Origin of the sequence: Roseospira visakhapatnamensis (genome assembly GCF_014197915.1) — a bacterium.
GTDB lineage: Bacteria > Pseudomonadota > Alphaproteobacteria > Rhodospirillales > Rhodospirillaceae > Rhodospira > Rhodospira visakhapatnamensis.
The window spans coordinates 46,154-72,909 of record NZ_JACIGK010000018.1; the positions used below are offsets into that span (position 1 = coordinate 46,154).

The window sequence follows — 26,756 nt, forward strand, 5'->3', positions numbered from 1 at the left end:
ACAGAGATCTATATCAGGACCTTTTCGCTTTCTAATACAGAAGCCGCGATCACGCGGCCACTCCTGACCGACGTCTTTGCTCGTTCCTAAAAGAACGGGGAAGAAATTCAACTCTCAGTTATGGATATCGGGCCGCATCCTGTTCGAGTCCGGTCGCGAGGACAGGCGACAGCGGCCCGACCCGGCGACCGGGTCCGACTCGCCAGCGTCCGGCGCCGGAGACCGTGCCGGACGCGCGCCTCCGCCGCCGGTTACCGGCTCACGCCCCGCTGGCGCACGAAGGATTCAAAGGCGCGCACCTCGGCCTCGCTCATGTCCAGGCGAATGTGGGTGGCCGCCTCGGTCTGGGCCACCACCATGCCGGACAAGGAGCCCATGCCCGGGATGTCGATGCCGAAGGTCTGGCCCCGCTCGGCGGTCAGGGAGCGGTCCAGGGTGCCCACGCCACCCGGGGCCACGTCCTGCAACAGGCAGGCACGCCGCTGCCCGTCGCCCAGATCCACCGTCACCGCCAGATTCAGGGTGCGCAGCGCATTGGCCTCGCGGTCCTCGGCGCTGCCCGCGCGGACGATCCGTTCCAAGGACTCTTGCATCTGCTGGACCCGTTCCCGGACCTCCTTCGCCGACTGCCGCACGTCGCCGGCGTGCCGGCCCGTCGTTTCCGCGCTGCCCGACACCGCCGCGATGTTGTCGGACGCCTCCTGGGTGCTGTGCGCGGCCTGCTGGGCATTCTGGCTGATCTCGCCGGTCGCCGCCGTCTGTTCCTCCACCGCCGCCGACACCGCCGTGGTGATCTCGTTGATCTCCCGAATCACCGAGACAATGCCCTGGATCGCCTCCACCGCGTCCCGTGTCGCCGCCTGCATGCCGCCGATCTGCTCGGCGATGTCGTCGGTGGCCTTGGCCGTCTGGGTGGCCAGGGTCTTGACCTCGTTGGCCACCACCGCGAAGCCCTTGCCGGCCTCGCCGGCGCGCGCCGCCTCGATCGTCGCATTGAGCGCCAGAAGATTGGTCTGCTTGGCGATGTCGCTGATCAGGTTGACCACCTCGCCGATCTTGTCGGCCGCCTCGGCCAGGCCCTGGATGCGGTCGTTGGTGCCTTCCGCCTGACGCGCCGCCCGGTGGGCGATGTCCGAGGCGCCGGACACCTGGCGGCTGATCTCGCTGATGGAGCTGGCCATCTCCTCGGCCGCCGCCGCCACGGCGTCCACGCTGGCCGAGGACTCCTGGGACGCCGACGAGGCCGCGCCGGCCCCTGTCTCGGTGTGTTGCACGGCCGAGGCCATCTCCACGGCGGCGCCATGCATGGCCTCGGTCTGCTGCTGGACGATGGCGATGGCGCTGCGCACCTCCTCGTCCAGCGCGTTGGTCAGCGCGAACATCTCGGTCCTGACGCGTCGCGCGTTGCGGCGGTGGGCGGCCTCCTGCTCGGCCTGGAGGGCCTCGATCTTGCGGCTGTTTTCCTTGAACACCTGCACGGCGTTGGCCATGCCGCCGATCTCGTCGCCCCGCTCCGTGCTGGGAACGGACACCGATACGTCGCCCTCGGCCAGTCGGCTCATGGCCGCCTGCAACGTGGACACCGGCCGGGTCACGATGCCGCGCAGGAGAATGTGAAGCAGGGCCATCAAGCCCACCACGATGCCGACCGCGACCCCCGCCACGGTCAGGGCCGAGGCGGTGGCCTGGGCCTTGATCAGGGCACGGCTCCAGCCCACGACCAGGGTGCCCACCTGGACGGCATCCTTGCCGTAGACGATCGGCGCGGCGACCAGCACATGACTGCCGATGTCCGTGACCGTGAGGTCGTCCCGGGAGGAGGCCCCTCCCTCCGCGATCGGCGCCGCGTCCAGTCGGTCGGACTCGTAACGCGCCACCGTCGTCCCATCACGGTCGATCACCCTCAGCGAGGCAATGCTGGACCCGTCCCGGGATGTCTGCGGCGTGAAGATCTGCTCCAGGGCCGTGGACTGGTTGAACTTGACCGCCGCCCCCATTTGCAACGCCATCAGTTCAGTGATTTCCCGCGCGGCGTCATCGGACAACTCGATCATCGCGCTTTTTTGGGCGCTGGCCGCGAATATGATCAAGGCGCCCAGCAATACAATGATGGAAGCCGTGACGGCGGACGTGATCTTGTAACCGATGGTCCACCGTCTGCTGAGTCTGCCAGGCGCCTTCTTTGAAAAGCCGGACCCCGCTGTCGCCTCGTCCCGTAACGGAATACCGCTGTCAGCCCCAAAACGATTGGCGTATGCCATGATCAAGATCTCCTCGCCCGACAACGCCCCGCGCGCAGTCCTGTTATCCGGACTCTTCGGGACGTCGCCCGGCCTCCCTCTCGGAGGCCCCGTGGCGCCGGTCTCGTGCCGCCGAGTCGACGACGGCCCCCTCTGGCGCCCGGACCACCCCACGCACGGCCACGGGCGGCTGGCCATGGGCCATTCCACCACACCCTGGCGCGGCTAACGGGGAGCCTGAACGGACGCCCACGTGGGGACCGTCACCGCCGGCTCTACTCGATGACCGTTGCCGTGCTCAACATCTGGAAGGGGACTTCCACGCCCAGGCGTTGCGCCGTGGTCATGTTGAGGTAGAGGATCGGATTATCGTCCGTCCCCACCGGAATATCGGCGATGGGCGTCTTGTCGATCACGACCTGGACCAGGCGATCGGCCAGCATCCTGCCGAGCTTGTGGTCGTCGGCCACGAAACCGGCCAGGACTCCCTCCTCGACCGGCCTGCCTGTATACGCGAAGACCGGCGTGTCGCCGGCCGCGTCGACGGCCGCGGCCCCCTCGTCCATGGTCAGCTGGGTGTTCCCCAGCACGATCGCCGAATAATCCTCGGCCTTGCTGGAGATGGTCTCGCGCAGCGTCTCGACGGATGTCGCGAAGGCCACGTCGCAGGTCAGGCCGAGGGTGTCGCAGGCTTCCATCGTGCCGGCCTGATCGACCAGACCGCCGGGGTGTCCCTCCTGCACGACCAGCAACATGGATGTCGCCTCGGGCAGGATGGTGACGTAGCTCTGCAACGGCACATCATGGGGAATGAAGTACGTGACGCCGGTGATGTTGCCCTCCGGCGCGTCCATGTTCTGGATCACGCCCAGGGACGGCGGATGGTTGCCGCCGCCGATCAGGGTCGGAATGCCGGGCGGACGCTCGGTCAGAAGAAGGCTGCCGTTGGAGCGCAGCACGACCATGGCATCCTTGTTGGCCTCGAAGTCATCGACGGCCGCCCGCAGGGCCGCCTTGTCGTCGAGGGGCCCCCGGATATCCAGGTCGACGTCCGGCGCCACCTCCGCCATGCGCTCCTTGAAGCCGGCCACCACCCTGTTGGTCATGCCCGAGTCCCCTTGCCAGGTGACCCCGACATCAACCGCCCAGACCGGGTTGGCGGTCGCCATCGTCATCAGTGCGGCCAGCCCGCACGTCGCCAAGAACAGTCGTTTCATGAACGGATCCCTCCACGTTTCATCCGCCGCCGACGGCCATGAAGGCTGGCCGTTGGGAGGCTTCGCACTGCGGTCGCCCCCCCGACACGCGATCACCACGCCCGCCTGGATCTCGGCATCCCTTGGCCCGCGCGCGGACGCGGAACCGGGACCAAGCAAACCGACCGGCTCGCGCCTATCCCCAGGTGCTCGTGAGACTCGCGTTCACGGATTTGTGCAGACGTGATGTTCCGCGAAACCCGTTTTTTGTGCCCGTTTCAATTAATGAGACCGACACGTTTAGATTCGGTTAAAGTCATGGTTTTTACAGGTGACGAACGCCCTTAGTGGGAGCTTCATCCCATTTATGGAAGTATTTTATTGTATACAACTAAAAATTTTATACAGTCACGAAAACTTGATGTCACATACGCCCAGGCACCGGCCCCCTGGCACACGATTAGGCCCCGACGCCCACGCACCGGCTCAACCACGCCTTTCTCCGCTCCGCGCCGCCGAACACAGGCGCGCCGCCCGGGCCGTCCCATGATCGCCCCCGCTCACACCCATGGGTATCGCGAGTCCGTTTCCTTTGTCAGGTGGCGGTTGGGATCGTATATTCCGGGCTTCGATCAAAGACCCCGGCGCCGCGACGCGCCATCCTGTCACATCCCTGCCTGTCACACACACGTCGCCGGATGGCGTTTCACCACTGTCTGGTCATCCCCACGCTCGCACTCGGCTTCGGCCCTGGCGCCGCGCGGCACACGAAAACCACGGTGAGGATCATGTCGGTCTGGACCCTCGACGATATCCCCTGGGATGCGTTCGACCCGACGCGCGTGGACGCGGAGATGCTCCGCATCATCAAGGCCGCCGCGTTGACGGAACGCAACAGCGCCCAGTATGCCCTGTATCTGCGGAACGTATTCCACGACGATCCGGCCTTCGGCGCCGCGGTGGATCTGTGGGCGGAAGAGGAAACCCGCCATGGCGACGCCCTGGGCCGCTGGGCCGAACGGGCCGACCCCGGTTTCGACTTCCAGGCCACCTTCCGGCGCTTCGTCGAGGGCTATGTGATCCCCACCGACGTCTCGCAGTCGGTGCGCGGCTCCCGGACCGGGGAGATGGTCGCCCGCTGCATCGTCGAAACCGGCACCAGCAGCTTCTATTCGGCGCTTCGCGACGCCGCCGAGGAACCGGTGCTGAAGGACATCTGCCGGCGCATCGCCGGCGACGAGTTCCGCCATTACAAGCTGTTCTACACCACCCTCCAGACCACGCTCGCCCGCGAGAACGTCTCGCGGGGACGCCGTCTGCTGGTGGCCCTGTCGCGCATGCAGGAAACCGAGGACGACGAACTCGCCTTCGCCTACCATTGCGCCAACACCCCCGACCGCCCCTATGATCGCGCCACCAGCGCCCGCGCCTACGCCGCGCGGGCCTTCTCGCGCTACCGCCTGACGCATGTCGAACGCGGCAGCGCCATGGCGTTGAAGGCCGCCGGCCTGAATCCCCAGGGCCGGCTGGGGCGGCTGGCCAGCGGTGCCCTGTGGCGCTACCTCCGCTTCCGCCTGTGGCGCATGGCCGACGAGGTGCGCGCCGGTCGGGCCCGGCCGGGGCACTCCATGGCCGCGTGAGCGAGCGTCGCGCCCGCGATCACCGCCGGTCCAGGACCCAGTCGTAGACCACCCAGTCGGTGCGAACTCCAACGCGGTCGTAAAGGGCCTGGGCGGCGGTGTTGGACGCCCCGGTGCGCCAGTACAGTTTGACCCAGCCGGCCTGGCGCCCGAACGCGGCGCAGGCGTGGAGAAGCGCCCCGGCCACGCCCCGGCGGCGGGCCTCCGGATGCACGAACAGATCCTCCAGGTAGCCCACCGGCGCGATGGACCATGTGCCCGGATGCTCCAGCAGGGTGGCGAAGCCGACCACCCGGCCCCGGTCCCCACCAACCGGCCGACTTTCCGCCACCAGGCAGCGCAGCGCCGGAAGCGTCGTGTCCAGGCAGCGCCGCCAGGTCTCGGCCGTCACGTCATCGGCCACCGCCACGTCATAGAACTCGCAGTAGCCGCGCCACAGCGCCCGCCACTGCGGCCAGTCTCCGGCGGCGGCCATGCGCACAAGCGGGGCGGGGTGGTCCGGGCGGGCGATCATGGCCGAGCATCCTTCCGGCAAAGAAACGACCTCGGATCAGGACGCGGCGACGCCATCGGCCGACACCCCGGTCAGGATCGCCACCACGGACAGGTTGTCCGGCGCCCCTGCGTCCAGCACAGCGCGACGCACGGCCTCGACAATGGCCCGGACCCGCGCGCCGTCGTCGTCGCCACTGGCCAGGCCCGCCCGCAGCACCGACGCCAGGGCGCCGTCCGACAGCACACCACAGACCCCGTCGCTGCACAGCAGGAACAAGTCGCCGGGCCGCACCGGATGGCGGGTCTGCTCCAGCACCAGGTCGTCGACCGCGCCCACCGCGCGGGTCAGGGCATGCCGGGCCGGATGCGCCGCCGCCGCCGCCGGGCTCAGGACACCGGCGTCGATCATGTCCTGAACCACCGTATGGTCGCGCGTCAGGCACTCCAGACCCTCGTCCCGCAACCGATAGGCCCGGCTGTCCCCCGCCCACAGGCACAGGGCATGGCGGTCGCGCAGCAGCAGCGCCACCACGGTTGAACCCGGCGGCCGCAGCCCTCCCGCGCGCGCCGCCCGGGCCAGCAACTGCCTGTGGCTCGCGCCCAGCGCCTGTCCGCAGGCCTGCAAAACGTCGCGCGGGGTACCCGGGGGATCGTCGGCCACCGTCGCAAGGCCCCTCACCACCGACCGGCTGGCGAGCGCGCCCTCGGCGTGGCCTCCCATGCCGTCGGCCACCGCCCACAGGCCCGCATCGGACCGGTCGAGCACCGCGTCCTGGTTCTCCGCCCGCATCAGGCCCACGTCGGTCAGCGCCGCCGAGGTCACCGGCAGACCCAGGCCGACCCCGCCCCCGATCCGACCCGGGGTCCCTTCCGGCGCGCGATCCTGGTCCCCGCGCACCGGGCCGTCCTGCTGGTCGTCGTTGGCGGTCACGTCACCCTCCCCCGGCTCCCGTCGTCCTCACAGCGCATCCGGACACCGGAACCGCCGCAGCGGTGCCAGGTCGAAGGGATCGGCGCCCCCTCCGGTGCGCAGGGCATAGACCACCTGACGCGGACCGACGGCGAAGAAGGCGAAGTACAGGTCGTCGCGTCCCTCGGCGGGCGCCACCTCGGCCCAGTCCAGCAGCCGCTGGAAGGCCCAGGGTCCTTCCGCGACCAGGGTGGACCGACCGGCGCCGTCGGGCAAGCCGGGACCGAGGCTCAGGCTGGCCCGGGGGGTCTCCGCCGGCCACAGCATGGGCACGCTCTGCACCGGGCCGTGCCGATACACCAGCGTCTGCCCCTGGATGTCGAGCCGCGCGGTCTGGGCACGGGCGTCCAGTTCCACCGGCGTGATCTCGAACCGGATCAGCGGCTTGGGCTCGGCGGTCGGAAACAGGCGGTCGCGGATGGCGGCGGCGCGCTGAAACACCCGGGGGCTGTCGGCGGCCAGCCCCAGGCTGGCGCCCTTGACCGCCCGCCAGGCCCACGGCTCCACGGTGGTGTCCACGAACGGCGCCAGGTTGGTGTTGAAAAAGGCGTCCAGGGTGCCGCCGGGACCGAACAGGGCGCCGAAGTCCTCCAGGGCCATGTCGGCGCGGGCCTCCGGATCGGCGGGATAGCGTCCCCGCAGGGTCCCGGCGCAGGCCGGCAGCACCTCGGCGCGCCACAGGGCGTTGAGACGCTGGCTGACGGTGCCGCTGGTGACCGCCTGGGCGGCCTCGGCGACCTCGCGGGCCAGGCGCGACGCGGGGGTCGGCAGTTGCCCGGCGAGCGCCAGCATGCGCGCCACCGGCGTCGGTCCCTGGTCCACGGACGTCATCTGGGACAGCAGCGCCTGCCCCTGGTCGGGCGCCAGGGCGGCCCGGTTGAACTGGTCGTACATGGCCTTGAAGCCCTCGGTGAGGGCTTCGATGGGCGCGGCGGACCCCTCCCCCGGGGCGGTCACCAGCCGGTGCAGGTCGGCGAAGCGGTCATTGATCACCTGCCCCGGCGGGGGCGGCGCCGCCGCGCCACCACCCCCCAGCGCGGCCACCGCGCCCGCCAGCCGCGACGACGTCACCCGCTGCACCATGGACCCGGCCTGCCCCGGCAGCGCGCCGGCCACGTCGGCGGCGGCACCTGCGTCCATGCCCTCCGGCCCGGGGACCAGCGTGGTCTCGACCGCCGCCGCCTGGAGGAACAGCTTGAGCGGGGAGCGCGCATCCCCCAGCGCGTTGAGCACGTCCAGCGCCTGATCGACGGTCGCGAACGGCATCACCGAGACGTCGGCGAGCAGGCGATCCCAGCGGTCGCCGTAGTCGGCCAGGAGAAGCGCCAGGATATCGTCGGACAGGCGGGTCTTGGCGCCCGGGCGCTCGGCGGGGCCGATGGTCTCGCCCATCACCCAGGCGTCGTCCAGCACCGCGTCCGCCACCACGCCCACCGACGGCTTCACGGTCGTGTGGTAGCCGTCATAGGTGTACCGGCCCGGCAGGCCAGCGGCCAGCGGGTGCCCGGAGGCCCGTACCAGCGCCCGGGAGGCCAGCGGGCCGGCGGCCTCGTCCACCCGCCACGTCGGCAGGGCCTGGACCGCCGGAAGCTCCATCAGCAACGCGTGGCCGCGCTGAGCCGGGGTGTGCGCCGCCAGATCCAGGCGTGTCCTGATGATCAGCGCGTCGTCCAGGTCCACCTGGGGGAACGGCGCCGCGACCAGATCGGCCACGGTCTCGGGCAGCGCCGGGCGCAGGTCGGCCTGTTCGGCGGCCGGGTACAGGCGCCGCGCGTCGAGCTGGTACCACTGGGCGAGCGTCGCCGCGTCCAGGGGGCCTTGCCGACCCAGCATCAGGTACACCTTGAGGGCCGCGAACCGGTAGTCCGGCTGGCTGGTGGCGGCGCGGATCTGGCCTTCCAGGCGACGCAGCAGGCGCGGCAGCAGCAGGGTTTCCAGGCCGGCGCGATAGGCGCGCACGGCGGCGTCCTCCAGGGCCGCGTCGCGCGACAGGCCCACGTCCAGGCGCAGCGGGATCCAGCGCCCGGACCGTTCGGTCCAGCCGACGGGCGCGTCCCGCAAGACGGTCAGCGCCGCCAGGGCATCGGCCACGCGGGCGTCGGTCACCTGACGGCCCGGCATGTCCTCGGTTTGGGTCGCCACGCGGTCGGCGGTGTCCTCCATGCGCGCCAGCAGATGACCGGTGCTCAGGCTGGCGCGCACCATCCAGGCGGCCAGCAACGCGCCCACCAGCGCCACGGCGGCGATGACGCCCACCTCCCAACGGCGCTGGCGACGCTCGCGCCCCCGGTCCAGGCCGGCGAGACGGGCCTCGCCGAGCATCACGCGGCGCACCAGGGCGGACAGGAAGTAGCCGCGCCGCCGCCCGCCCAGTGTTCTCGCCTCCCCCGCCGAGAAGCGCGCGTCCAGCCCGAACAGGCTGGACAGGCGGGGCATCAGGCGGTCCTCGGTGGGACCCGCCTGGGTGGCGCTGGCCAAATAGAACCCGCGAAGCAGCGCCCGGTCCTCGAACCGGTTGGGGGCGAAGGTTTCCTCAAGAAACCCCACCACCACCGGCCGCAACGTCGCCAGTTGCGCCGGAAAGCCCATCACCAGCCCGCGCCAGCGGGCGTCCGGTTCCCGGTGCATGCGTTCGATCAGGCGCTCGTTCAACCGCCGCAGCAGGCCATCGAACGCCGGTCCCACGCCGCCCACCACGCCCGCGCCACCGCGCCCGTCGTCGGCCGGCAGGGTATGGCCCCACACCTGCCCACGGTCCTCCGGCCCCAGGGTGTCGAAGAACGCCTCGAATCCCGCTAGCCGGTCCAGGTGGGTGAACACCACATAGACCGGCACCCGCAGGCCGAACCGCGCGTCCATCTCGGCCAGGCGCTGACGCAGGCCAAGCGCCGCCTCGCGCCGGTCGACCTCGCCCAGGGCCGCCAGCGCCAGCGGATCCAGGGTCACGATGACCCCGTTCAGCGGCTGGCGCGGGCGGGCGCCCTTCAGCAGGTCCAGAAACCCGCGCCATACGGCAGCGTCCACCGCCGGGTCGCGGTGCTGGGTCAGGGTGTGCCCGGCGGGATCGATGAACACCGCCCGGTCGGTCAGCCACCAGTCCACGGTCTCGGTCGGCACGGCGGCGCCATCGGCGCCCAGGCCGCCGGCCCGCGCGGTGCGCCCGACCCGCCCGGCGTGAGGCAGCGGCACGCCGGCGCCCTTCAGCAGCGTGGTCTTGCCGGCGCCCGGCGGTCCCAGCAGCAGGTACCAGGGCACCACGTAGGCGTGCCCCCGGGTGAGGCGATCGAACAGGCGATCGCTCCAGGGGCGCAGGAAGCGGGCGCGACGCAGGATGCCCAGCGCCCGATCCCGGGTGAAGCGCACCAGGTAAAGCTCGTTCTCGGCCTCCGGCGGCACTGGGTCCTCGCCATCGGCCGCGCCGCCCTCGTCGTCCCCGCCGCCGGGCGCCGTCGCCGCCTCCTCGGCGCCCGAGCCGGACCCGGCCGCCGCCGCGCTCGCCCGGCGGGACTGGACCACCAGGTTGATCAGCCCCCACAGCACCAGGATGCCCATGGCGACCGCCACGCGCACGAACGCGGAGGCGAACGGCTTGACCTCCGCCACCGAGACCAGCGGCCCGAAGAACCAGACGCCGAGTCCCAGCGCCACCGCCAGCAGCAGCGTCAGGAACCAGAGCGAGATCAGCGCCCGGCCGATGGCCTTGAGCACACCCATCACCGCACCCCCCCGGGGCCGAGGATCAGGCGGGCGCGGTCCTCCAGCGCCGGGGTGAGGACCATGGGCGGCGGCCCCAGGGCCAGGAACGCGGCGGCATGGCGCAGCAGGGCGCGCCGCTTCGCCTCGGCCTCCGCCGAGGCGCCGGGCAGCGCGCGCGTGGCCAGGGACTCCAGCCAGCGCCACACCACCTCGCCGTCGAAGGCGCGCCGGTCGCCTAGCATCAGGTAGGCGGTCATGGCCACGCGCCGGCCGGCGTCGGCGGGATCGCCGGGCGCGGCCAGTTGGCGTTCCAGCGCCAGCAGCAGGCGCGGACCCAGCAGGCGGAGCAGGGCCCGGTCATAGGTTGTCCCCGCGGCTTCATGGACCGCGTGACCCTGGTAGAGTCCCAGGGTCAGCGTCCACGACGACGGACCGCCCCCCCGCGCCGGCCCCAGGGGCATTTCCCGCAGCATGTCCAGGGGCGGCAGGATGGCGGCGAAGTCGGTATCGCTCACGCCACTAATGGCCAGGCCGTGGATCTGCTCGCGCAGGGTGGTGGCGTCCGCCTCGGCCCGGTCCAGCAGCGCATGGTTGCCCAAAAGGCTCTTGCCCCACAGCGCCACGCCCAGGCCCATCACCAACAGCCCGGCAAGCATGGCCAGGCGGTTGCGCATCACCCGCGTCCGGCGGCGCCCGGCCGAGCCGGCGACCAGTCCGGCCTCGCCGAGGATCACGCCGCCCAGGGCGCGCGCCAGGAACCACCCCCGCTCGGGGTCGTGCACACGATCGACGGCCGGATCGGCGCCCGCCTCCATGGACGGCGCGTCGAGCGAGAAGCGGCGCGCCAGCAGGGGACCCAGGCGATCGACCGCCGCGCCGCCGACACCGCCGGAGACCAGATGGACGCTCCGTGGCAACAGGCTTTCCTGCCAGCCGCCGCCCCGGAACAGGGCCTCCATCATGTGGGACAGCGGCCCGCGCAGGCTGGCCACCTGCACCGGAAAGGCCCAGATGGCCGCGCCCTGGCGCATGCCGGGATCCTGGTGCAGGCGTTCCAGCAGGCGGGCGTTGAGACGACGCACCAGACCGTCCAGGCCGGCCGGGACCGCGACCAGCGCGGTCTCCTCCCGGCCGGGCCCGGCCAGCGGCAGGGAGAACCCCCACACCTGGTCACGCTCCTGCCCGCCCAGGGTCTCGAAGCTGGCGTGGAAGCCGGCCAGGCGGTCGGCCTGGGTCAGCCAGACATGAATGGGCAGTCGCTGACCGGTGACCTGATAGACGGTCTCCAGGCGCTGACGCAGCAGGCGCGCGGCGGCCTCGCGCCGCTCGCGGGTGCTGGCCGCCAGCCATGGCAACGGCACCGCCAGGATCACGGCGTTGAGCGGCAGCGCCGGGCGCTCGTCCCGCACGCGTTGCACCAGGGCGCGCCACAGGCGGGCGCCGGCGCGCGCCTGTCGATCCGGCGCGTCGGGGTCCTCGGCCTCGGCCGGATCGGTCGCCAGCGCGCCGCCGGTATCGACCAGAACCGCCCGGTCGCCAAGCCACACGCAGGCGCCCAGGGTGCGGCCGGCCGCGTCCTGACGGCCACCACGCAGATCCTCGTCCGGATAGGCCAGACCGGCGCGGGCCACCGCCCGGGTCTTGCCGGCGGCGGGCGGCCCCATCACCAGGATCCACGGCAGGCGATAGGGCGAGCCCCGGCCGCCGGTGGTGGTGCTCCGGCGCAGCAGTTGGTGCGCCCGGGCCAGATCCCGGCGCAGCCAGGACACAAGCCGCCCGCGCGCCCGCATCGGCGTGTCCGCCGGATCGAGTGCGGGGCCATCCACCACACGCGGTTGGACGCGGGCGGTCCGGCCAGGAGGCGGAGAGCGATCCGGCCCCGGGCGATCCTCGGGCGATGCCCGCAGGCCCGGGTCGGCGGCGGCGGCCGGCTCCGTGCCCGGCTGGCCACTGGGATGGGGCGGCCGGCGGCGGCGGCGATCATCGGGCGCGGATCCCGTGCTGAGTCCCATGACCGCGCCCCCGCCTAGCCGCCGCGACCGCCGGCGGCGGGGGCCGCGCCGGGCTGGTCCTGGTACACGGGCGTCGGCAGGCGCTCCGGACCGGGCCGTCCCGGTGACGCACCCGGGTTCGGCCCGCTTCCTCCGGCCGCGCCGCCGGACGGCGCGCCCGGGGCCGTCGCCGCCGCGCCGGGACGCGTGTTGATCGCGCCGCCGGCCACCTCCGCCGGCACCACGATCTCGATGCGGCGGTTGCGGGCGCGTCCCTCTCGGGTATCGTTCCCGGCCAGGGGATCGCGATCGGCGGCTCCCTCGGCGCGCAACCGCGTGGGATCGCCGATCACACCCCGGAGCACCTCGACGACAGAGGCGGCGCGGGCCAGCGACAGCTCGAAATTGCTGGGGAAGCGGGCGGTGCGGATCGGCTGGCTGTCGGTGTGGCCGACCACCACGACGGCGCCGCGCTCCGGCGCCAGGGCCTCGCCGATGCGCCGCAGCAGGGGCAGGTCGCGCAGTTGCACGGTGGCGGTGGCCGAGGCGAAGGTGCCGCCCCCCAGCAGGCGGATGGTGACGGTCCCGGCACCCCGCGCCAGTTCGATCTGGCGGGCCGCGATCTCCGGCGCCAGGAACGCCGACAGCCGCTCATACAGGCCCGGGCCGACAGGCGGCGTCGGCACCGGCAGCGGTGTGGGCGCGACCTCCGGCCGCAGGATGGATGGCGGCCCGACCGGCACGGACTCGATCAGGTCGCGGGTCACCACCTCGGTCCGCGCGGTCAGGGTGGCGCTCAGCACCATGTAGAGAATGCCCAGGCTGACCGCCACGATGGCCGCCACCAGAACGGGCACCAGGCGGGAGGGCGGCGGCCTGTGCGCCATGTCCAGGCCGCGCCACTGGGGGGACAGGGCGCGGTCGAAGTCGCCGCGCACCTGGCGCAGGGTACGGAACAGGTTGTCCCGCACCTCCGCCAGGTCGGACTGGCCCTGGGGCATCACCCGGTACTTGCCCACGAAGCCCAGGGCTAGGCACACGGCCATCAGCTCCAGCACGTCCAGATTGTTTCCGGGCCGCGCCAGCAGATGGTCGAGGATGTCGAAGAAGCGTTCACCGCCCCAGGTCTCGCTGTAGATGGTGCTGACCAGGCTGCGCCCCGCCCAGCCGCTGGCCGCGCCCCATTCGGTGGACAGGATCAGGTCGTCCACCGTGGCGCAAATCGCGTAGCGGGCCATGCGCACGTCCTCCGGCGCCAGGCCGGCGCCCAGAGACGCCTGATCGAAGCGCCGCACCTCGGCGATGGCGCGCTCGCGCAGGCCGTCCAGGTCGGCCACCCCGGGACCATCGCGCAGCCGCGCCGCCAGCGCCAGCAACGCGGTGGCGTTGCCCAGCAGGGGGTTGAGGCCGGCCGCCGCGAGGGTGCCCTCGTCGACGGCTTCGTCATCGCCATGCCGTCCCGGCACGAAGGCCCGGCGCGGCCCGTCGGTCTCGGCGCGCGGCGAAGCCGCCGGCGACGGCGCCGACGTGAACGGCCCGGGCTGGCCGGCGGCGGCCGCGAACAGAGTCGATTCGGCATGCTCCGGAGGTCCCACGCGCGACCCGGGCTCCGGTTGGGCGGGCGATGGCGCCGACGCCGACGTCGGGGGGGACGGCGGCGGCGCAGGAGGGGGAGGCGCAGGAGGGGGGGGCGACGGCGAGGAGGACGGATGCGACAGGGTCGCGCCACCGGGCTCGTCCCAGTCGTCGCCGATGGCGCCCGCTCCTGCGGGGGGCGGCGGACGCGGCGCGACCGGTGAAGGAGGCGGCGGAGGCGGGGGGGGCGACGGCGGGGGGGGAGTCCCAGGGGGCGACACGGGCGAGGCCGCGCCCGCGCCCACAGTGGTGCCACGGGCCGTTTCCATGGCCGCCATCAGGGCCGCCATGTGCGCCTGCCCGCCGCCGGACGGCAACGCCACCGTCGCATCGGGATCAACCGCCGCCGCGTCACCACGCCCCGCGTCGCCCGGCGGTGCGCCAGCGGCGCCCGGCGTCCCGCCCGCGAAGGGATCGGGACGGCGGTCCCGGCGCTGGAAGACGGTGCCGTCCGCGTCGGTGTCGTCGCCAAAGGGATCGTCGGCGCTCATGCCCGGGTCAGTCTCCCTTGTCGTGCCCGTATCGTGCGGTCCCGCCGGTCTCCGCGAGGGACCGGGACTTCACGGTGCGCGGCCGGCCCGCTCATCCCCGGATGGCCCAAAGCTCCATCTGGATGCCCGGGAAATCGCCGGCCAGGTGGATGGCCACCCCACCGGACGTGGCGAGGGCCTTCCACAGCGGATTGTTGCGTTCCAGGTCGAAGTAGGTGGTGCCGGCGATGTACGGCAACTGGCGCGGCGCCACCGGCAGCGGTCGCACGGCGATGCCCGGCAGGGCCACGTTCACCAGTTCCCGGATGCGTTCCACCGGACCGATCTTGACCTGCGCGGGAAAGGCGCGCCGCAGGTTCTCGGCCGGCATCTCGGCGCGCGCCGCCAGCACGAACTGGGCCCCCCCCAGCAGCGACCGGTCGGCGATGACGCCCACGCGGATGCCGTACTTGCGCAGTTGCAGCGGGATGGGCACCGCCGTCTGTTCCAGCACCGCCGACAGATACTTGCGCAGTTCGGCCATGACCGGGGTCAGGCTGCCGCGAATGTCCTCGTGACGATAGACCGGGAACGCCGGCGGCCGCCGCCCCGGGGCGGCGAAGGTGGCCAGTTCCCCGGTGAGGCGCAGCATCTCGCGGAAGAAGTCCTCCGGATGCAGGCGGGTTGCCTGGGACAGCGCGGCGAGCAGCGGCGCCGCGCGATTCAGGCAGGCCAGCATCATGAAGTCGGCGATGTCGCCCACACCCCGCGCGCCGGCACCCGCGCCGCCACCGCCCAGCCGCTGGGCCAGGGCCTCGCAGCGGCTGTGCACCAGCCCCTGCGCCTCGTCGCGGAAGCCCGCCAGGGCCGGCGCGGCGGCGCAGTCCAGCACCGGCGGGATATAGCGATCGTCCAGCACCACCCGGCGGTCGGCGCGCACCTCGATCACCCGGGCGACTCCGAGGCAGATGAGACCGGCGCGCTCGGCCGTCTCGGTCACCAGACGCAGGCGCGGCCGCGCGACCGTCATCGGCGTGACGGTCTGCGCGGTGCCGGCGCTGTCCACCACCTCCACCTCCTGGGGCCGGTAGCGGGCGACGGTCTCGGAATCGGCGCCCTCCGCCACCTCGACGCCCCCCGGCTGGCGCGCCGGGAGGGCGAGGAAAATCTCCTGGTTGCGATTGCTCTCCGGAAGGTCCAGGGGGGTCGGATGATCGGCGTCCTCGGGGATGGAGAACGGCGTGCCATCGGGCAGGACGCCGCGCGCCCGGGTCAGCGCGAAGCGGCCATTGGCCAGCAGATCCCGATTGACCTGCGCATCCAGCAGGCCCCAGCCGTGGGCGCGCAAGCCCTCGGCGACACCGCGCACCACGCGTTCGGTGTTGCGGTCCGCCTGCTGGAAATGCTGCGGCCGAAGGAACATGCCTTCCGACCAGACCACCCGATTATCGGTCGCCATGCCTGCTCTCCCTTGCCCCGGCCGGCCAGCCTCGCGCGCCCGACCGGTGCGGCCAAGGCCGGCGCAGTATAGCAAGCCCGCCGCGCCAGCGACCACGACCGAGGGGACTCCCCTGCCCTTGCCCCCCAGAAGACCGAACCAACCGCCCGGCGCGCGTCAGAAGAAGTCCCGCTGCAGGGTCTTCAGGTCGTCTCCCGTATCCGGCGCATCGGCCGCCGCGCGCCCGGCATCGATGGCGGTCTTGGCGTCGTCCGCGCCGACGTCCGGAATCTTGGGATCGTCGTCGGCATTGGGATTGATGCCGCCCGCCTTCGGCATGTCGGTGGGGCGCTCGGGCGTCCAGTACTGCCCCCACTGGCCGCTGACCTCGACCTTCAGGGACTCAAGAACCACCCGTACCTGGGCATCCCGATCCCCGGGCAGGGGCGTGATCGCCCGCCACTGGGCCTCGTCGTACTTGCGGTATCCGGCGGTCACGCCGACGTGCGTGGCCTCGGCATCGCGCGCGGCGGCGATGCTCTGCACGCCGGCCGGCTGGAGGATCAGTTCCCGGCGGCCGAGGGCGGTGCCGCCCAGGGTCTCGGCATCCTTTTCGTAAAGCTGGAAGAAGTCGGCCTGCGAGAAAGGGTCCGGCGCGTTGAGCTGGTAAATGCGCACCACGACCGGCGACGGACGTCCATTCAGGTCCGGATTCACCAGGGGCGACGCGGTGACCACCACCTCCAGGCGGGCGTCGCCGGGCGGCGGCATGGGGACTTCCACGGCCGGTGGCGGCGGTGGCTCGGGCGGAGGCTCGTCATCGCCCCCGAACAACCCGCAGCCGGCCAGGGGGATCAGCGCCGCCGCCACCCCGGCACGCGCCACGCTCCGCCACGCGTCCCCGGCGTCCGGGGAACGGTGAGCAGGCGGCCCCGGGGACGCGGGATGAAGCCGGCGATGCTTAAACCGTCGCATGCGCGTATCGCCACAAACTATTGTATTGTAATATATAGCAGTCCTTTGATCGACTGTACAAGCGGCTTCGCGCGGCAGCCGTGCGGACGCAGTGTGGCCCAAGGCCCGACGCGGTGCGGTGAGGAGTCTGGTTTCCGAGTCAGACGCGCGCCGGTGGTCAGTGTAGACCGCGTGCTTGAGCGGGCACCGGTCTCGACCTTGAACAACGCCAAGCCATCATGAGAACGGCTCGTGCGCCCTCGCGTCGCGGGTGGAGCGGCACGTGTCCGGATCGTCGCCAACGTCCCCTCTTTCGGCGCGTCGCCCGAAGGCGTATCTGTGGGATGGTCGGGCCCCGGGTAAGGACGACCGACCTCTTCAGCCCCAACCCCTTCCGACAGAGTGGGAGACAGCGGCCATGGTCCGTCTGGTCATCAACGGGTCCGCGCAGAACGTGGCGGTGGACGAAGACATGCCGCTGCTGTGGGTGCTGCGCGACACCCTGGGCCTCACCGGCACCAAGTACGGGTGTGGCCTGTCGCAATGTGGCGCCTGCACGGTGCATGTGAACGGCCGGGCCGTGCGCGCCTGCCAGACCTTCGCCGCCGACCTGGACGGCGCCACGATCACCACCATCGAGGGGTTGGCGGGGCCCGTGGCCGACGCGGTAAGGACCGCGTGGATCGACCTCAACGTGGTGCAGTGCGGCTACTGCCAGTCCGGACAGATCATGCAGGCGACCGCCCTGCTGGCCCGCACGCCCCGGCCCACCGACAAGGAAATCGACGCGGCCATGTCGGGGATCCTGTGTCGATGCGGCACCTACGGCCGCATCCGCGCCGCCATCCACGCCGCCGCCACCACCCTGGGGGGCTGAGACCATGACGCATCTGTTCGAGCGCCTGTCCGCCGCCGCGCGCCCCTTGGCGTCGCGCCCCACCACGTCGCCGGCCCCCACCCGGCGGGACGTCCTGCGGATCGTGGGGGGGGCCGGGGCCGGCCTGACCATCGCCCTGGCGCTGCCCGGCGCCGCCCCCACCGCCGCCCTGGCGGCCGAGGAAGCTGATGACGGCAAAACCTTCGCCCCCAACGCCTTCGTGCGGGTGACGCCCGACAACACCGTCACCGTGGTGATCAAGCACCTGGAGATGGGCCAGGGCGTGTACACCGGTCTGGCGACCCTGGTGGCCGAGGAAATGGATGCCGCCTGGGAGCAGGTGCGCTGCGAACATGCCCCGGCGGATGCCGACCTTTACAACAACCTCTTCTGGGGGGCGGTCCAGGGCACGGGGGGCAGCACGTCGCTCGCCAACGCGTTCCTGCAGATGCGCCGCGCCGGCGCCATGGCGCGGGGCCTGCTGCGCCGGGCCGCCGCCGACGCCTGGGGCGTCGGGGTGGACGCGGTGGACACCGCCGCCGGGCAGTTGATTCATCCCGAGACGGGCGAGCGGGTCCCCTATGGGCAGATGACCGCGCGGGCGGCGCGCCTGCGGCCGCCCAGTCCGGAGTCGGTGCCGTTGAAGGACCCCGAGGACTTCACCCTCATCGGCCGGGCCGATCTGCGCCGCAAGGACGCGCCGGAGAAGGTCGAGGGCCGCGCCATCTTCGGCAGCGACGTGGCGTTCAACGGACTGCTCACGGCCCTGGTGCTGCGGCCGCCCCGGTTCGGGGGCACCCTCAAGACCCTGGACGCCAGTGCCGCCCAGGCCATGCGGGGCGTGCGGGCCGTGTTCGCCATTCCGCGCGGGGTCGCGGTGGTGGCCGACGGTTTCTGGCAGGCGCGCAAGGCCCGCATGGCCCTCAAGGTGGAGTGGGACGAGTCCGACGCCGTGCGCGTCGGCTCCAAGGCCCTATGGGACGAGTACCGGGACCTGGCCGACACACCGGGGCAGACGTTCCGGGACGACGGCGACGTCCACGCGGCGCTGGCCAAGGCCGCGTCGTCGGTGGTCGAGGCCACCTACACCGTGCCCTACATGGCCCACGCGCCCATGGAACCGTTGAGCGCGGTCGCCCTCAGGACCGCCAGCGGCATCGAGGTGCGGGCCGGTTCCCAGGTCCCCACGCTCGACGCGCTGGCCATCGCCGAGGCCGCCGGCGTGCGTCCGGACCAGGTAACGCTGCACACCCTGTATGCCGGCGGCAGCTTCGGCCGCCGCGCCACGCCCGACGGCGACGTGGTCGCCGAAGTGGCCGCCATCGCCCGGGGGTTGTTCGAGCGCGGCATCGCGGCGCCGGTCAAGCTGGTGTGGACGCGCGAGGACGATATTCGCGGCGGGCGCTACCGCCCCATGGCGCTGCACCGCCTGCGCGGCGCCCTGGACGAGGCCCGGCGCCCGCTGGCCTGGCATCAGCGCGTGGTGACCCAGTCGATCCTCAAGGGCACGCCGTTTGAATCCGTGCTGATCAAGGACGGCATCGACGGCACCTCCGTGGAGGGCGTCATCGACCTCCCCTACGCCATCCCCAACATGCTCGGCGACCTGCACGGCCCCGACCCGGGCGTGCCGGTGCTGTGGTGGCGCGCGGTGGGGCACTCCCACACCGCCTTTGCCGTGGAGTCCTTCGTGGACGAGTTGGCGCATGCCGCCGGCGCCGACCCCCTGGTCTGGCGCATGGACCTGCTGGCCGATCACCCGCGCCTGCTGGGTGTCCTGATGCTGGCCGCCAACAAGGCCAACTGGAGCACACCCCTGGACGCTGGCCGGGGACGCGGCGTCGCCGTCCACGCCTCGTTCGGCAGCTTCGTCGCCCATGTGGCCGAGGTCACTGTCTCGGCCTCGGGCGTCACCGTGGACCGGCTGGTGTGCGCCGTGGACTGCGGCCTTCCCGTCAATCCGGACGTGATCCGCGCGCAGATCGAGGGCGGCACCTGTTTCGGCCTGTCGGCCGCCCTGCGCGGGCGCGTCACCCTGGACGACACCGGCAAGGTGGTGCAATCCAACTTCCATGACTTCGAGGTGCTGCGCTTCCCCTCGCTGCCCCCCATCGAGGTGCATATCGTGCCCTCGGCCGAGCCGCCCTCGGGAGTCGGCGAACCGGGCGTGCCCACGGTGGCGCCGGCCGTGGCCAACGCCATCTTCGCGGCCAGCGGCAAGCGCTTGCGCGACCTGCCCCTGAAACTGGGGTGAGCGGGCGGGCGCGGGCGCCGCGACGGCCCGCTCTCGGGGGGCCGGCCGAACGCGTGGCGATCCTGTTCGCCGCCCAGTTCACCGCCGTCGGGGTGCTGCTGCCCTTCTGGCCCGCGTGGCTGGAGGGGCGCGGGCTGCTGGCTGTCGAGATCGGCGTCATCATGGCCGCCAGCCAATGGGCGAAGGTGCTGGTCCATCCCGTGGTCGGCAGCTGGGTGGACCGCCATCACCAGCGTCGGCGGGCCATCGTCGCGCTGGCGGTGGGCAGTTGGCTTGGCTTCGCCGCGCTGATGCCGCTGTCCGGATTCTGGCCGCTCCTGGTGCTCAGCCTGCCGGCCTCGGCCTGCATGGCGGCCATGATGCCGCTGTCGGAGACCGTGGCCCTGTCGGTCACGCGAACCCGGGGCGCCGACTATGGGCGCATGCGTCTGTGGGGGTCCCTGACCTTCATCCTCGCCGCCGTGGGCGCCGGGGTGGCGCTGGAGCGCTGGCCGCTGGCCGTGGTGTTCCCGGCCATGCTCCTGGCGGCGCTGGGGGCCACCGTATGGGCGGCGTCCCGGCTGCCGGGCGACGACGATCCGCCGGCCCAGGCGGGCCGCCGCGCGCGCGGCCCGGGACAGGGCCTGGGCCGCCTTCTGGGCGAACCGCGATTCCTGCTGTTCCTGGGGTGCGCCGGCCTGGCGCAGGCGTCCCATGCCCCCTACTACGGATTCTCCACCCTGCACTGGCGCGCGGCCGGCCTGTCGGACACCACCATCGGCTTGCTGTGGGCCATCGGCGTCCTGGTGGAAATCGGACTGTTCGCCGTCGGCGCCCGGATGCTGGCGCGCCTGGGCGCCGTTGGCCTGCTGATGAGTGCCGGCCTGGGCGGCGTGCTGCGCTGGACCGTGCTCGCGCTGACGGTCCATCCGGCGGCCCTGTTCGCGGTGCAGGGCCTGCATGGCCTGACCTTCGCGGCGGCGCATCTGGGGGCCATGCACTTCATCGCCCAGGCGGTGCCGTCCGGCTACGCCGTGCGTGCCCAGGGCCTGTATTCGGCGCTGTCCATGGGGGCGTTCCTGGGTGTGGCGATGCTGGCCTCGGGATGGCTGTATGCCCGGGTGGAGGGCCTCGCCTTCCTGCTGGCCACCGGCCTGTGCGTGGCGTCGGTGGGACTGGCGGGGGTGCTGGCCGTGCGCTGGCGCGGAGGCCCCCTCTGGGACGCGGATGCCCCGGGTGACGCGGCACCCGCCCGCCCCTGACCGGGGACACCGGCGAGGCCGCCGAAAAGCGTTCCCAACCCGGGCCGTGTGCTATACGGTGCGCGCCTTTCCCGCTCCCCCCTTGTTCTTGTCCGCACGAGGTTCGGAATACCGGCATGACGACCGAGTCCGCAGCCGTCCCGCCGCCAAAGGTGGGCATCATCATGGGCAGTCAGTCCGACTGGCCCATCATGCGTCACGCCGCCGAGACCCTGGCGGCCCTGGGCGTCCCGCACGAGACCCGCATCGTCTCCGCCCATCGCACGCCGCATCGCCTGGTCGATTACGCGACCACGGCCCGCGAGCGCGGCCTGATGGCGGTGATCGCCGGTGCCGGCGGCGCCGCTCACCTACCGGGCATGTGCGCGTCCATGACGCCGCTGCCGGTGTTCGGCGTGCCGGTGGAAAGCAAGGCGCTGAAAGGCATGGACAGCCTGTTGTCGATCGTGCAGATGCCGGCCGGCGTGCCGGTCGGAACCCTGGCCATCGGTCGCGCCGGCGCCGTCAACGCCGGCCTGCTGGCGGCGGCCGTGGTGGCCCTGAGCGACGCCAGGGTGGCCGAGGCGCTGGACGCGTGGCGGGCACACCAGACCGCCGCCGTCGCCGAGGTGCCGGTGGATCATCCGGAGACCCGGACGGCATGACGGTGATCGCTCCCGGATCGACGATCGGGATCGTCGGTGGCGGGCAACTGGGGCGCATGACCGCCCTGGCGGCCGCGCGGCTGGGCTACGACTGCCAGATCCTGACGCCCGAGGTCGACAGCCCGGCGGCCCGCGTCGCCGCCGGCGCCATCGTCGCCCCCTACGACGATCCGGCGGCGCTGACCGCCTTCGCCGACGCCGTCGATGTCGTCACCTTCGAGTTCGAGAACGTCCCCGCCCCCGCCGTCGCCTGGCTGGCCGAGCGCCGCCCGGTGCGGCCCGGCTGGCGGGTTCTGGAGACCGCCCAGGACCGCATTCTGGAAAAGACCTTCCTCAACGACACGGGCATCGGCACCGCGCCCTGGCGGCCCGTCCACGGCCCCGACGACCTGCGCGCCGCCCTGGCCGAGTTGGGCACGCCCGCCATCCTCAAGACGACGCGGCTGGGCTACGACGGCAAGGGCCAGGGGCGCGTGACCGCCGCCGACGATCCCGCCGCCGCCTGGGAGTCGTTGCGCACCGACGCGGCCATCCTGGAGGGCGTCGTGGACTTCGCCATGGAGGTCGCCGTGATCGTGGCGCGCGGCCCCGATGGGGTCACCGTGGTCTATGATCCGGTGCGCACGGTGCACGCCCACCACATCCTGGACACCGTGGAAGCGCCGGCCCCCCTGCCCGCCCCCCTGCTGGACCAGGCCCGCGCCCTGGCCCGGCGGGCGGCGGAGGCCCTCGATCTGGTCGGCCTGCTGGCCCTGGAGCTGTTCGTTACCCGCGACGGCCGCCTGCTGGCCAACGAGATGGCACCCCGCCCGCACAACTCTGGCCACTGGTCGCAGGACGGCTGCGTGACCGATCAGTTCGAGCAGCACGTCCGCGCCGTGTGCGGCCTGCCCCTGGGGCCGGTGGCACTGCGTGGCCGCTCGGTCCGGATGAAGAACCTGCTGGGCGACGACGCGGCGACCTGGGCGGCGCTGCTGGCCGACCCGGCGGCGAAGCTGCACCTTTACGGCAAGCGCGAGGCCCGCGCCGGCCGCAAGATGGGGCATGTCACCTGGGTGGAGACGTGACCTCGCCGGAGTCGTTTCCGGACCGCTCCCTCACCGCGCCCGGAACCGGGGGCGCGGCGCCCGACCCAGACCCTCGGCCAGGGAGCGCAGGCCGTTGAGTGGATTGGGCACGCGCGCCAGGCGTGCCTCCACCGCCCGGCGGGTCTTGAGCAGGCGGGCCACGCCGGCCAGCCGCCGGTCGAGGAAGCCCCAGGTCTCGACGCACTCCTCCGACGAGTCGTCCAGCCAGTACAGCAGCGTCGCGGAATAGATTCCCGCCAGTTGCAGGCGCTTGGTGTAGAAGTTGAAGTCGGTGGCGGTATCCCCCGCCGCCCACCAGATGGTGTCCACCGTGCGGTAGGTGCAGCGGATCGAGGTCGGGGCATGGCCCGGCAGCGACAGCAGGGCCACGCCGCGCCGCACCGCCTCGCGGTCCATGTCCCAGTGCTGGAGCCGCAGGCGGATGGCCAGGGCCACCCGCTCGGGCAGGCGCAGGCCCTCCGTGTCCGCCTCGTCCAGGGCGGCCTCCATGCGCCGGTCGGCCAGATCGCACCAGTGCGCCACGGCCTGCACCGGCCCCTTGGGGAAGGCGCGGTCGGCCTGCTCGGCGTCGAAGTCCGCGTCGCGGGCGGCGGCGCGCAGGCTTTTCATGGTCCAGCCGTCGAAGGCCACGTGCATCAGGGCGGTGTCCACCAGGACATCGCGGATGGCCGTCATGGAGTCCAGCGGCGGGGAGTCGACCGCCGCCGCCTCGATGACAGCCTCCGTCTCGGCCTCGGTGTCATTGTCGGTGTGGGCGTGCGGCCCCGGGGCCTGTGGGTCGGTGCGGGGCGCGGTGTCGTCGCTGGTCATCGGCTCTGCCTCCTCGGCGTATGGCGGGGGCATCGCGGGGATACCCGAGTCGTGTCGTGGGCCTACGAGTTCCGATTGGTGGCGGATGAGTGTGACTCATCCGCCGACCTGCACCGGCCCGCTCCCCCACCCGGCCACTCCAAGCATACTCCCGTGGGTGGCCGGATGGGGGAGTGGGCCGGTCACGGGCTTCAACGGTTGAAGCGCGACACTTGAGTTTGCAGTAGCTGCCATTTGAACTTGCAGCACTCGATATCATGGGTGGGCGCCTTCTGGAAGCGGGCTCAGGGGGCTCTCAGGGGTGGTCTGAGGGGTCTCTGAGAGGCGACGGCGGATGATTTCAACGTAGCGCGGATCGGCATCGGAGAGCCATGCCCGGCGACCGGTGGCCAGGGCGGCCAGGCCCATGGCGCCAGAGCCGGCGAAGGGGTCGGCCAGTGCGCCGCCCTCGGGCACCAACGCCTCGATCAGGGGTGCGAGAAGGTCCTGCGGTTTTTCCGTCGGATGGTGTCGCCGGTGCGGTGGGACGCGTTTGGCGGGGATGACGTTGCCGATGGTCCGGGGGCCACGCACGGCCGGCCCGGGCTTCGTCAACCACAAGATCACCTCGTGGCGGGGCCGGATACCCGTGTTCCCCTGGCCCTGGGACAGCTTGTCCCAGATGACCTGACCGCGCCAGCGATAGCCGGCCGACTCCAGGGCTGGGCCAAGGCCGGCGACCATCCTCCAATCACAGAACACGGCCAGCGATCCGCCGGGGACCAGCGCCCGGCCGGCGGTCAGGGCCACGGTGCGCATCAGCCAGCACAGGCCCCAGGTGGTCATGGCGTCGCCGCCGAACCATCCGGCGGCCGCCCCGCCCTGGGTCATGCCCCGGCTGCCCTGGCGGGCGGCCTCGGTGGCGCCGCCGGCGCAATAGGGCGGGTCGGTGATGACGGCGTGCAGGCTTTCAGGGGGCAGGCTGCCCAGGGCGGCCAGGGCATCGGCGCGAGCGATGCTCATGGCACCAAGGCGGGTCCAGTCGGGCATGGAGCCTCTCCATCGGCCGGGCGCTCCGGGGCGCGCGGGGGTGGGGACTCGACGGCCCTCTGGACGGTGATCGCCCCGCAGCGGGGGCACTTGATGCTGATAGCACCCTGGCGGAGGTCGAGCAATTCCGCGAGTTTGCGGTCGCATCGGCCGCACCGCATTGACAGTACCGGTTCGGACATGACGACTCCCCAGGCCCCGGCCGGGGCCGGCGGGCCGCGCTCCATGGCGGCCGCGTGGACGTGGGGGAGGTGCTGTCTCCCGGCTTGGGGCGCGCAAACGCCCCGGCCCCCGCCGTACCGGCGGGGTGTCAACGGTCGCGCGCGGAATGGACAGGCGCGCGCGAAAGGTGTGTGGCAGGATCGGCGGGCATTCCACCCCTGGGAGAGACCGCCATGCCCCGACGCATCCCGACCCTGGCCGCCGCCGTGCTGGCCCTGACCCTGACCGCCTGCGGGGACGACCCGCAGAGCATCACCGACCTCAATCCGGACTTCACGGTGACCGAGGAAGCGGTCGACGGGGGCACCGTCCTGGTGGTTGGGACGACCAGTGCCGGTTTTAGCCCGTACATGGATGTCGTCGACCTGGGCGTGGATATGGAGCGGATCGGGCGCTTCATCGCCGCTCATCCGGACAAGCATCCAGGCGTGACCAGCGTCCGGCTGGAGGTGACGACCCCCACCCAGAATAGGCTTGGCCACGCGGGCAAGACGCGGAGCATGAACCTGGTCATGGACCGGACGACGATCGCCAAAATCAACTACGAGAACATGACCACCTGGGGGATGCTGAACCTGACGACGCCGACGGTGCTGCATCCCGTGGGCCGCCAGTTGATCGCCGGCTACTGCGAGGACGACACCGCCATGGAATACTCGCCGGATTTCTGCCTGGCCGTGCTGTTGTCGCCGCGCTGACCCCGTCATGCGCCAGCGGCCTCGACGATGGCGGCGGCATCGGCGGGGGCACCATCCGCATAGACCACCTGGATCCCATCTTCGTCCTCGACCACGCGCCAGCCGGGCACGGCGGCGGCGCCCGGCGAGGTGGTCGCGGCGCCGGTGGCGATGGTGGGCGGTGGCGGGGTCTCGGCTTCCACCTCGGTCCGAAAGCCTGAGGTGTCCAGGGTGTGGGTGACGCTCTTCAGGCTCCAGCGGCCGTCGGCGGGGCCGAAGCCCGACAGCGTGATGTCGCCGCCGGCGCCCAGGGTCGGCCGGCCCTCCAGGGACAGGCGCAGGGTGGACCCGCCCCGGCCGCTGTCCTGGGCGGCGCCGGTGGCCCGGGCGCGGGCCTGGTCGGGGGTCGCGGCGCCATGGCGGACTTCCACCGGCGGGCCGTCGCCGCCGCCCTCGACCACCTCCCAGACCGTCTCGGCCGTGTCCAGATCGTGGTAAGGCGCGGCCACGGACGACGCGGCCTCGCGGTCCTGCACCGTCACCCACCAGGTCGTGGCCTCGTCCTCTCGGATGGTGGCGGCGAGCGGCCGGCCGCTGCCGGCGCTGGTGCCGGCGCCGACGGGGGAGACCACCAGGCGGCCGTCGGCCACCTTGACGCTGGCGCCGGCGGCGCGGGCGTGGCGGGCGACCAGGTGCAGGTCCGATTCGGCCGACTGATCCACATGACCCACGACCAGGCCAGCCAGCGCCGACGCCACCACCGGGGTCAGGCCGTTGTCGGCCGCCACCCGCGCCACCAGGTCGCCCAGGGTGGGCGCCTCTAGCGAGCGCGTCCTGGGCGCGCGCAGCGGCCCGCGCAGGTCGGCGGCGCGGCCCCGGAGGGCGAGGGCCAGGCCGGCGGCCTCGTTGCCGTACTGCACCTCGTCCACCACGAAGCCCGGCATGTCCACCAGGCCGGTTTCCTTCCACCCCAGGGCCAGGCGGATGACCGCACCCCGGCGCGGCAGGGCAATCGCCCGGTCGCGCCAGTCCAGGCGCAGCTCCAGCTCGTCGCTGTCCGCGTCCAGATGATCCGTGACCGACAGGGACAGCAGCAGGGGGCGCACGGTGGCGGAGATGTCGGCGCCGCCCACGGTCAGGCGCCAGTCCGGGGTCCATTGGGGGCGGTCGCGGGGGCCGGCGCTCATGG

At 72.4% G+C, this 26,756-nt stretch carries 20 protein-coding genes; 7 read left to right on the plus strand and 13 right to left on the minus strand.

All coding sequences use genetic code 11. From position 1 onward, the window contains the following. Positions 1–251: 251 nt before the first annotated feature. A complete protein-coding gene (locus tag GGD89_RS12355) occupies positions 252–2,054 on the minus strand; it encodes a methyl-accepting chemotaxis protein (RefSeq protein ID WP_184045681.1) in 1,803 nt (600 codons plus the stop codon). Positions 2,055–2,515: 461 nt separating this feature from the next. Continuing rightward, a complete protein-coding gene (locus GGD89_RS12360) occupies positions 2,516–3,457 on the minus strand; it encodes an ABC transporter substrate-binding protein (protein ID WP_184045683.1) in 942 nt (313 codons plus the stop codon). A gap of 767 nt (positions 3,458–4,224) precedes the next feature. Between GGD89_RS12360 and GGD89_RS12365 the strand changes: the two genes are divergently transcribed. After that, entirely contained in the window at positions 4,225–5,076 is an 852-nt protein-coding gene (locus tag GGD89_RS12365; protein ID WP_184045685.1) for an acyl-ACP desaturase, read from the plus strand. A gap of 19 nt (positions 5,077–5,095) precedes the next feature. Here the strand turns inward: GGD89_RS12365 and GGD89_RS12370 are convergent, their stop codons facing one another. The 7 genes from GGD89_RS12370 to tssJ form a co-directional block, all read right to left on the minus strand. Next, entirely contained in the window at positions 5,096–5,590 is a 495-nt protein-coding gene (locus tag GGD89_RS12370) for a GNAT family N-acetyltransferase (RefSeq protein WP_184045687.1), read from the minus strand. Positions 5,591–5,626: 36 nt separating this feature from the next. After that, positions 5,627–6,502 carry a protein phosphatase 2C domain-containing protein gene (locus GGD89_RS12375; RefSeq protein ID WP_184045689.1) on the minus strand — a complete coding sequence of 292 codons (876 nt, stop codon included), beginning with the start codon at positions 6,500–6,502 and terminating at the stop codon, positions 5,627–5,629. Positions 6,503–6,529: 27 nt separating this feature from the next. Beyond that, a complete protein-coding gene (gene tssM, locus GGD89_RS12380) occupies positions 6,530–10,255 on the minus strand; it encodes a type VI secretion system membrane subunit TssM (protein ID WP_184045691.1) in 3,726 nt (1,241 codons plus the stop codon). Next, entirely contained in the window at positions 10,255–12,027 is a 1,773-nt protein-coding gene (locus GGD89_RS12385) for a type VI secretion protein IcmF/TssM N-terminal domain-containing protein (protein WP_221238448.1), read from the minus strand. Before GGD89_RS12385 ends, tssM begins: the two co-directional genes overlap by 1 nt. 236 nt (positions 12,028–12,263) lie before the next feature. Further along, positions 12,264–13,823 (minus strand): type IVB secretion system protein IcmH/DotU, encoded by a 1,560-nt coding sequence (icmH, locus tag GGD89_RS12390; protein ID WP_184045695.1) that lies wholly within the window; start codon positions 13,821–13,823, stop codon positions 12,264–12,266. A gap of 622 nt (positions 13,824–14,445) precedes the next feature. Continuing rightward, the gene (tssK, locus tag GGD89_RS12395) at positions 14,446–15,792 is read right to left on the minus strand and encodes a type VI secretion system baseplate subunit TssK (RefSeq protein ID WP_184045697.1); all 1,347 of its coding nucleotides are present in this window, start codon (positions 15,790–15,792) and stop codon (positions 14,446–14,448) included. A gap of 156 nt (positions 15,793–15,948) precedes the next feature. Beyond that, positions 15,949–16,656: a type VI secretion system lipoprotein TssJ gene (gene tssJ / locus GGD89_RS12400; protein ID WP_184045699.1), complete on the minus strand. Its 708-nt coding sequence runs from the start codon at positions 16,654–16,656 to the stop codon at positions 15,949–15,951. 487 nt (positions 16,657–17,143) lie between these two features. On the opposite strand from tssJ, the gene GGD89_RS12405 reads away from it, so the two are divergent. From GGD89_RS12405 to GGD89_RS12425, 5 genes are all read left to right on the plus strand, one after another. Next, a complete protein-coding gene (locus GGD89_RS12405) occupies positions 17,144–17,602 on the plus strand; it encodes a (2Fe-2S)-binding protein (protein ID WP_184045701.1) in 459 nt (152 codons plus the stop codon). A gap of 4 nt (positions 17,603–17,606) precedes the next feature. Next, positions 17,607–19,856, plus strand: a complete 2,250-nt coding sequence (locus tag GGD89_RS12410; RefSeq protein ID WP_184045703.1) for a xanthine dehydrogenase family protein molybdopterin-binding subunit — start codon at positions 17,607–17,609, stop codon at positions 19,854–19,856. Between the two features lie 53 nt (positions 19,857–19,909). Continuing rightward, positions 19,910–21,097: an MFS transporter gene (locus GGD89_RS12415; protein ID WP_184045705.1), complete on the plus strand. Its 1,188-nt coding sequence runs from the start codon at positions 19,910–19,912 to the stop codon at positions 21,095–21,097. Positions 21,098–21,213: 116 nt separating this feature from the next. Next, on the plus strand, positions 21,214–21,741 hold the full coding sequence (purE, locus tag GGD89_RS12420; protein ID WP_184045707.1) for a 5-(carboxyamino)imidazole ribonucleotide mutase: 528 nt from the start codon (positions 21,214–21,216) through the stop codon (positions 21,739–21,741). Beyond that, the gene (locus tag GGD89_RS12425) at positions 21,738–22,808 is read left to right on the plus strand and encodes a 5-(carboxyamino)imidazole ribonucleotide synthase (RefSeq protein ID WP_184045709.1); all 1,071 of its coding nucleotides are present in this window, start codon (positions 21,738–21,740) and stop codon (positions 22,806–22,808) included. Before purE ends, GGD89_RS12425 begins: the two co-directional genes overlap by 4 nt. Positions 22,809–22,838: 30 nt before the next feature. On the opposite strand, the gene GGD89_RS12430 is transcribed toward GGD89_RS12425, so the two are convergent. The 3 genes from GGD89_RS12430 to GGD89_RS20650 form a co-directional block, all read right to left on the minus strand. Beyond that, complete coding sequence (locus GGD89_RS12430) at positions 22,839–23,639, minus strand: COQ9 family protein (RefSeq protein WP_246423079.1); 801 nt, start codon at positions 23,637–23,639, stop codon at positions 22,839–22,841. A 255-nt stretch (positions 23,640–23,894) separates the two neighbouring features. Next, positions 23,895–24,668, minus strand: a complete 774-nt coding sequence (locus tag GGD89_RS12435; protein WP_184045711.1) for a DNA-methyltransferase — start codon at positions 24,666–24,668, stop codon at positions 23,895–23,897. Then, positions 24,638–24,895, minus strand: coding sequence for a Com family DNA-binding transcriptional regulator (locus tag GGD89_RS20650; RefSeq protein ID WP_425503041.1), 258 nt, complete (start codon positions 24,893–24,895; stop codon positions 24,638–24,640). Before GGD89_RS20650 ends, GGD89_RS12435 begins: the two co-directional genes overlap by 31 nt. A 168-nt stretch (positions 24,896–25,063) precedes the next feature. Here GGD89_RS20650 and GGD89_RS12445 point away from each other — a divergent pair, with 168 nt between their 5' ends. Further along, complete coding sequence (locus tag GGD89_RS12445) at positions 25,064–25,588, plus strand: hypothetical protein (protein WP_184045715.1); 525 nt, start codon at positions 25,064–25,066, stop codon at positions 25,586–25,588. 5 nt (positions 25,589–25,593) lie between these two features. Here the strand turns inward: GGD89_RS12445 and GGD89_RS12450 are convergent, their stop codons facing one another. Then, the gene (locus GGD89_RS12450) at positions 25,594–26,754 is read right to left on the minus strand and encodes a phage late control D family protein (RefSeq protein ID WP_184045717.1); all 1,161 of its coding nucleotides are present in this window, start codon (positions 26,752–26,754) and stop codon (positions 25,594–25,596) included. Between the last annotated feature and the right edge of the window lie 2 nt (positions 26,755–26,756).

What these genes read in the sequence shown, in the direction of transcription:
- GGD89_RS12355 (WP_184045681.1), bottom strand. Translation starts at nt 2,054, where the DNA reads ATGATCGAGTTGTCCGATGACGCCGCGCGGGAAATCACTGAACTGATG.
- GGD89_RS12360 (WP_184045683.1), bottom strand. Translation starts at nt 3,457, where the DNA reads ATGAAACGACTGTTCTTGGCGACGTGCGGGCTGGCCGCACTGATGACG.
- GGD89_RS12365 (WP_184045685.1), top strand. Translation starts at nt 4,225, where the DNA reads ATGTCGGTCTGGACCCTCGACGATATCCCCTGGGATGCGTTCGACCCG.
- GGD89_RS12370 (WP_184045687.1), bottom strand. Translation starts at nt 5,590, where the DNA reads ATGATCGCCCGCCCGGACCACCCCGCCCCGCTTGTGCGCATGGCCGCC.
- tssM (WP_184045691.1), bottom strand. Translation starts at nt 10,255, where the DNA reads ATGGGTGTGCTCAAGGCCATCGGCCGGGCGCTGATCTCGCTCTGGTTC.
- GGD89_RS12385 (WP_221238448.1), bottom strand. Translation starts at nt 12,027, where the DNA reads ATGCGGGCGCGCGGGCGGCTTGTGTCCTGGCTGCGCCGGGATCTGGCC.
- tssK (WP_184045697.1), bottom strand. Translation starts at nt 15,792, where the DNA reads ATGGCGACCGATAATCGGGTGGTCTGGTCGGAAGGCATGTTCCTTCGG.
- GGD89_RS12405 (WP_184045701.1), top strand. Translation starts at nt 17,144, where the DNA reads ATGGTCCGTCTGGTCATCAACGGGTCCGCGCAGAACGTGGCGGTGGAC.
- GGD89_RS12410 (WP_184045703.1), top strand. Translation starts at nt 17,607, where the DNA reads ATGACGCATCTGTTCGAGCGCCTGTCCGCCGCCGCGCGCCCCTTGGCG.
- purE (WP_184045707.1), top strand. Translation starts at nt 21,214, where the DNA reads ATGACGACCGAGTCCGCAGCCGTCCCGCCGCCAAAGGTGGGCATCATC.
- GGD89_RS12425 (WP_184045709.1), top strand. Translation starts at nt 21,738, where the DNA reads ATGACGGTGATCGCTCCCGGATCGACGATCGGGATCGTCGGTGGCGGG.
- GGD89_RS12430 (WP_246423079.1), bottom strand. Translation starts at nt 23,639, where the DNA reads ATGACCAGCGACGACACCGCGCCCCGCACCGACCCACAGGCCCCGGGG.
- GGD89_RS12435 (WP_184045711.1), bottom strand. Translation starts at nt 24,668, where the DNA reads ATGCCCGACTGGACCCGCCTTGGTGCCATGAGCATCGCTCGCGCCGAT.
- GGD89_RS20650 (WP_425503041.1), bottom strand. Translation starts at nt 24,895, where the DNA reads ATGGAGCGCGGCCCGCCGGCCCCGGCCGGGGCCTGGGGAGTCGTCATG.
- GGD89_RS12445 (WP_184045715.1), top strand. Translation starts at nt 25,064, where the DNA reads ATGCCCCGACGCATCCCGACCCTGGCCGCCGCCGTGCTGGCCCTGACC.
- GGD89_RS12450 (WP_184045717.1), bottom strand. Translation starts at nt 26,754, where the DNA reads ATGAGCGCCGGCCCCCGCGACCGCCCCCAATGGACCCCGGACTGGCGC.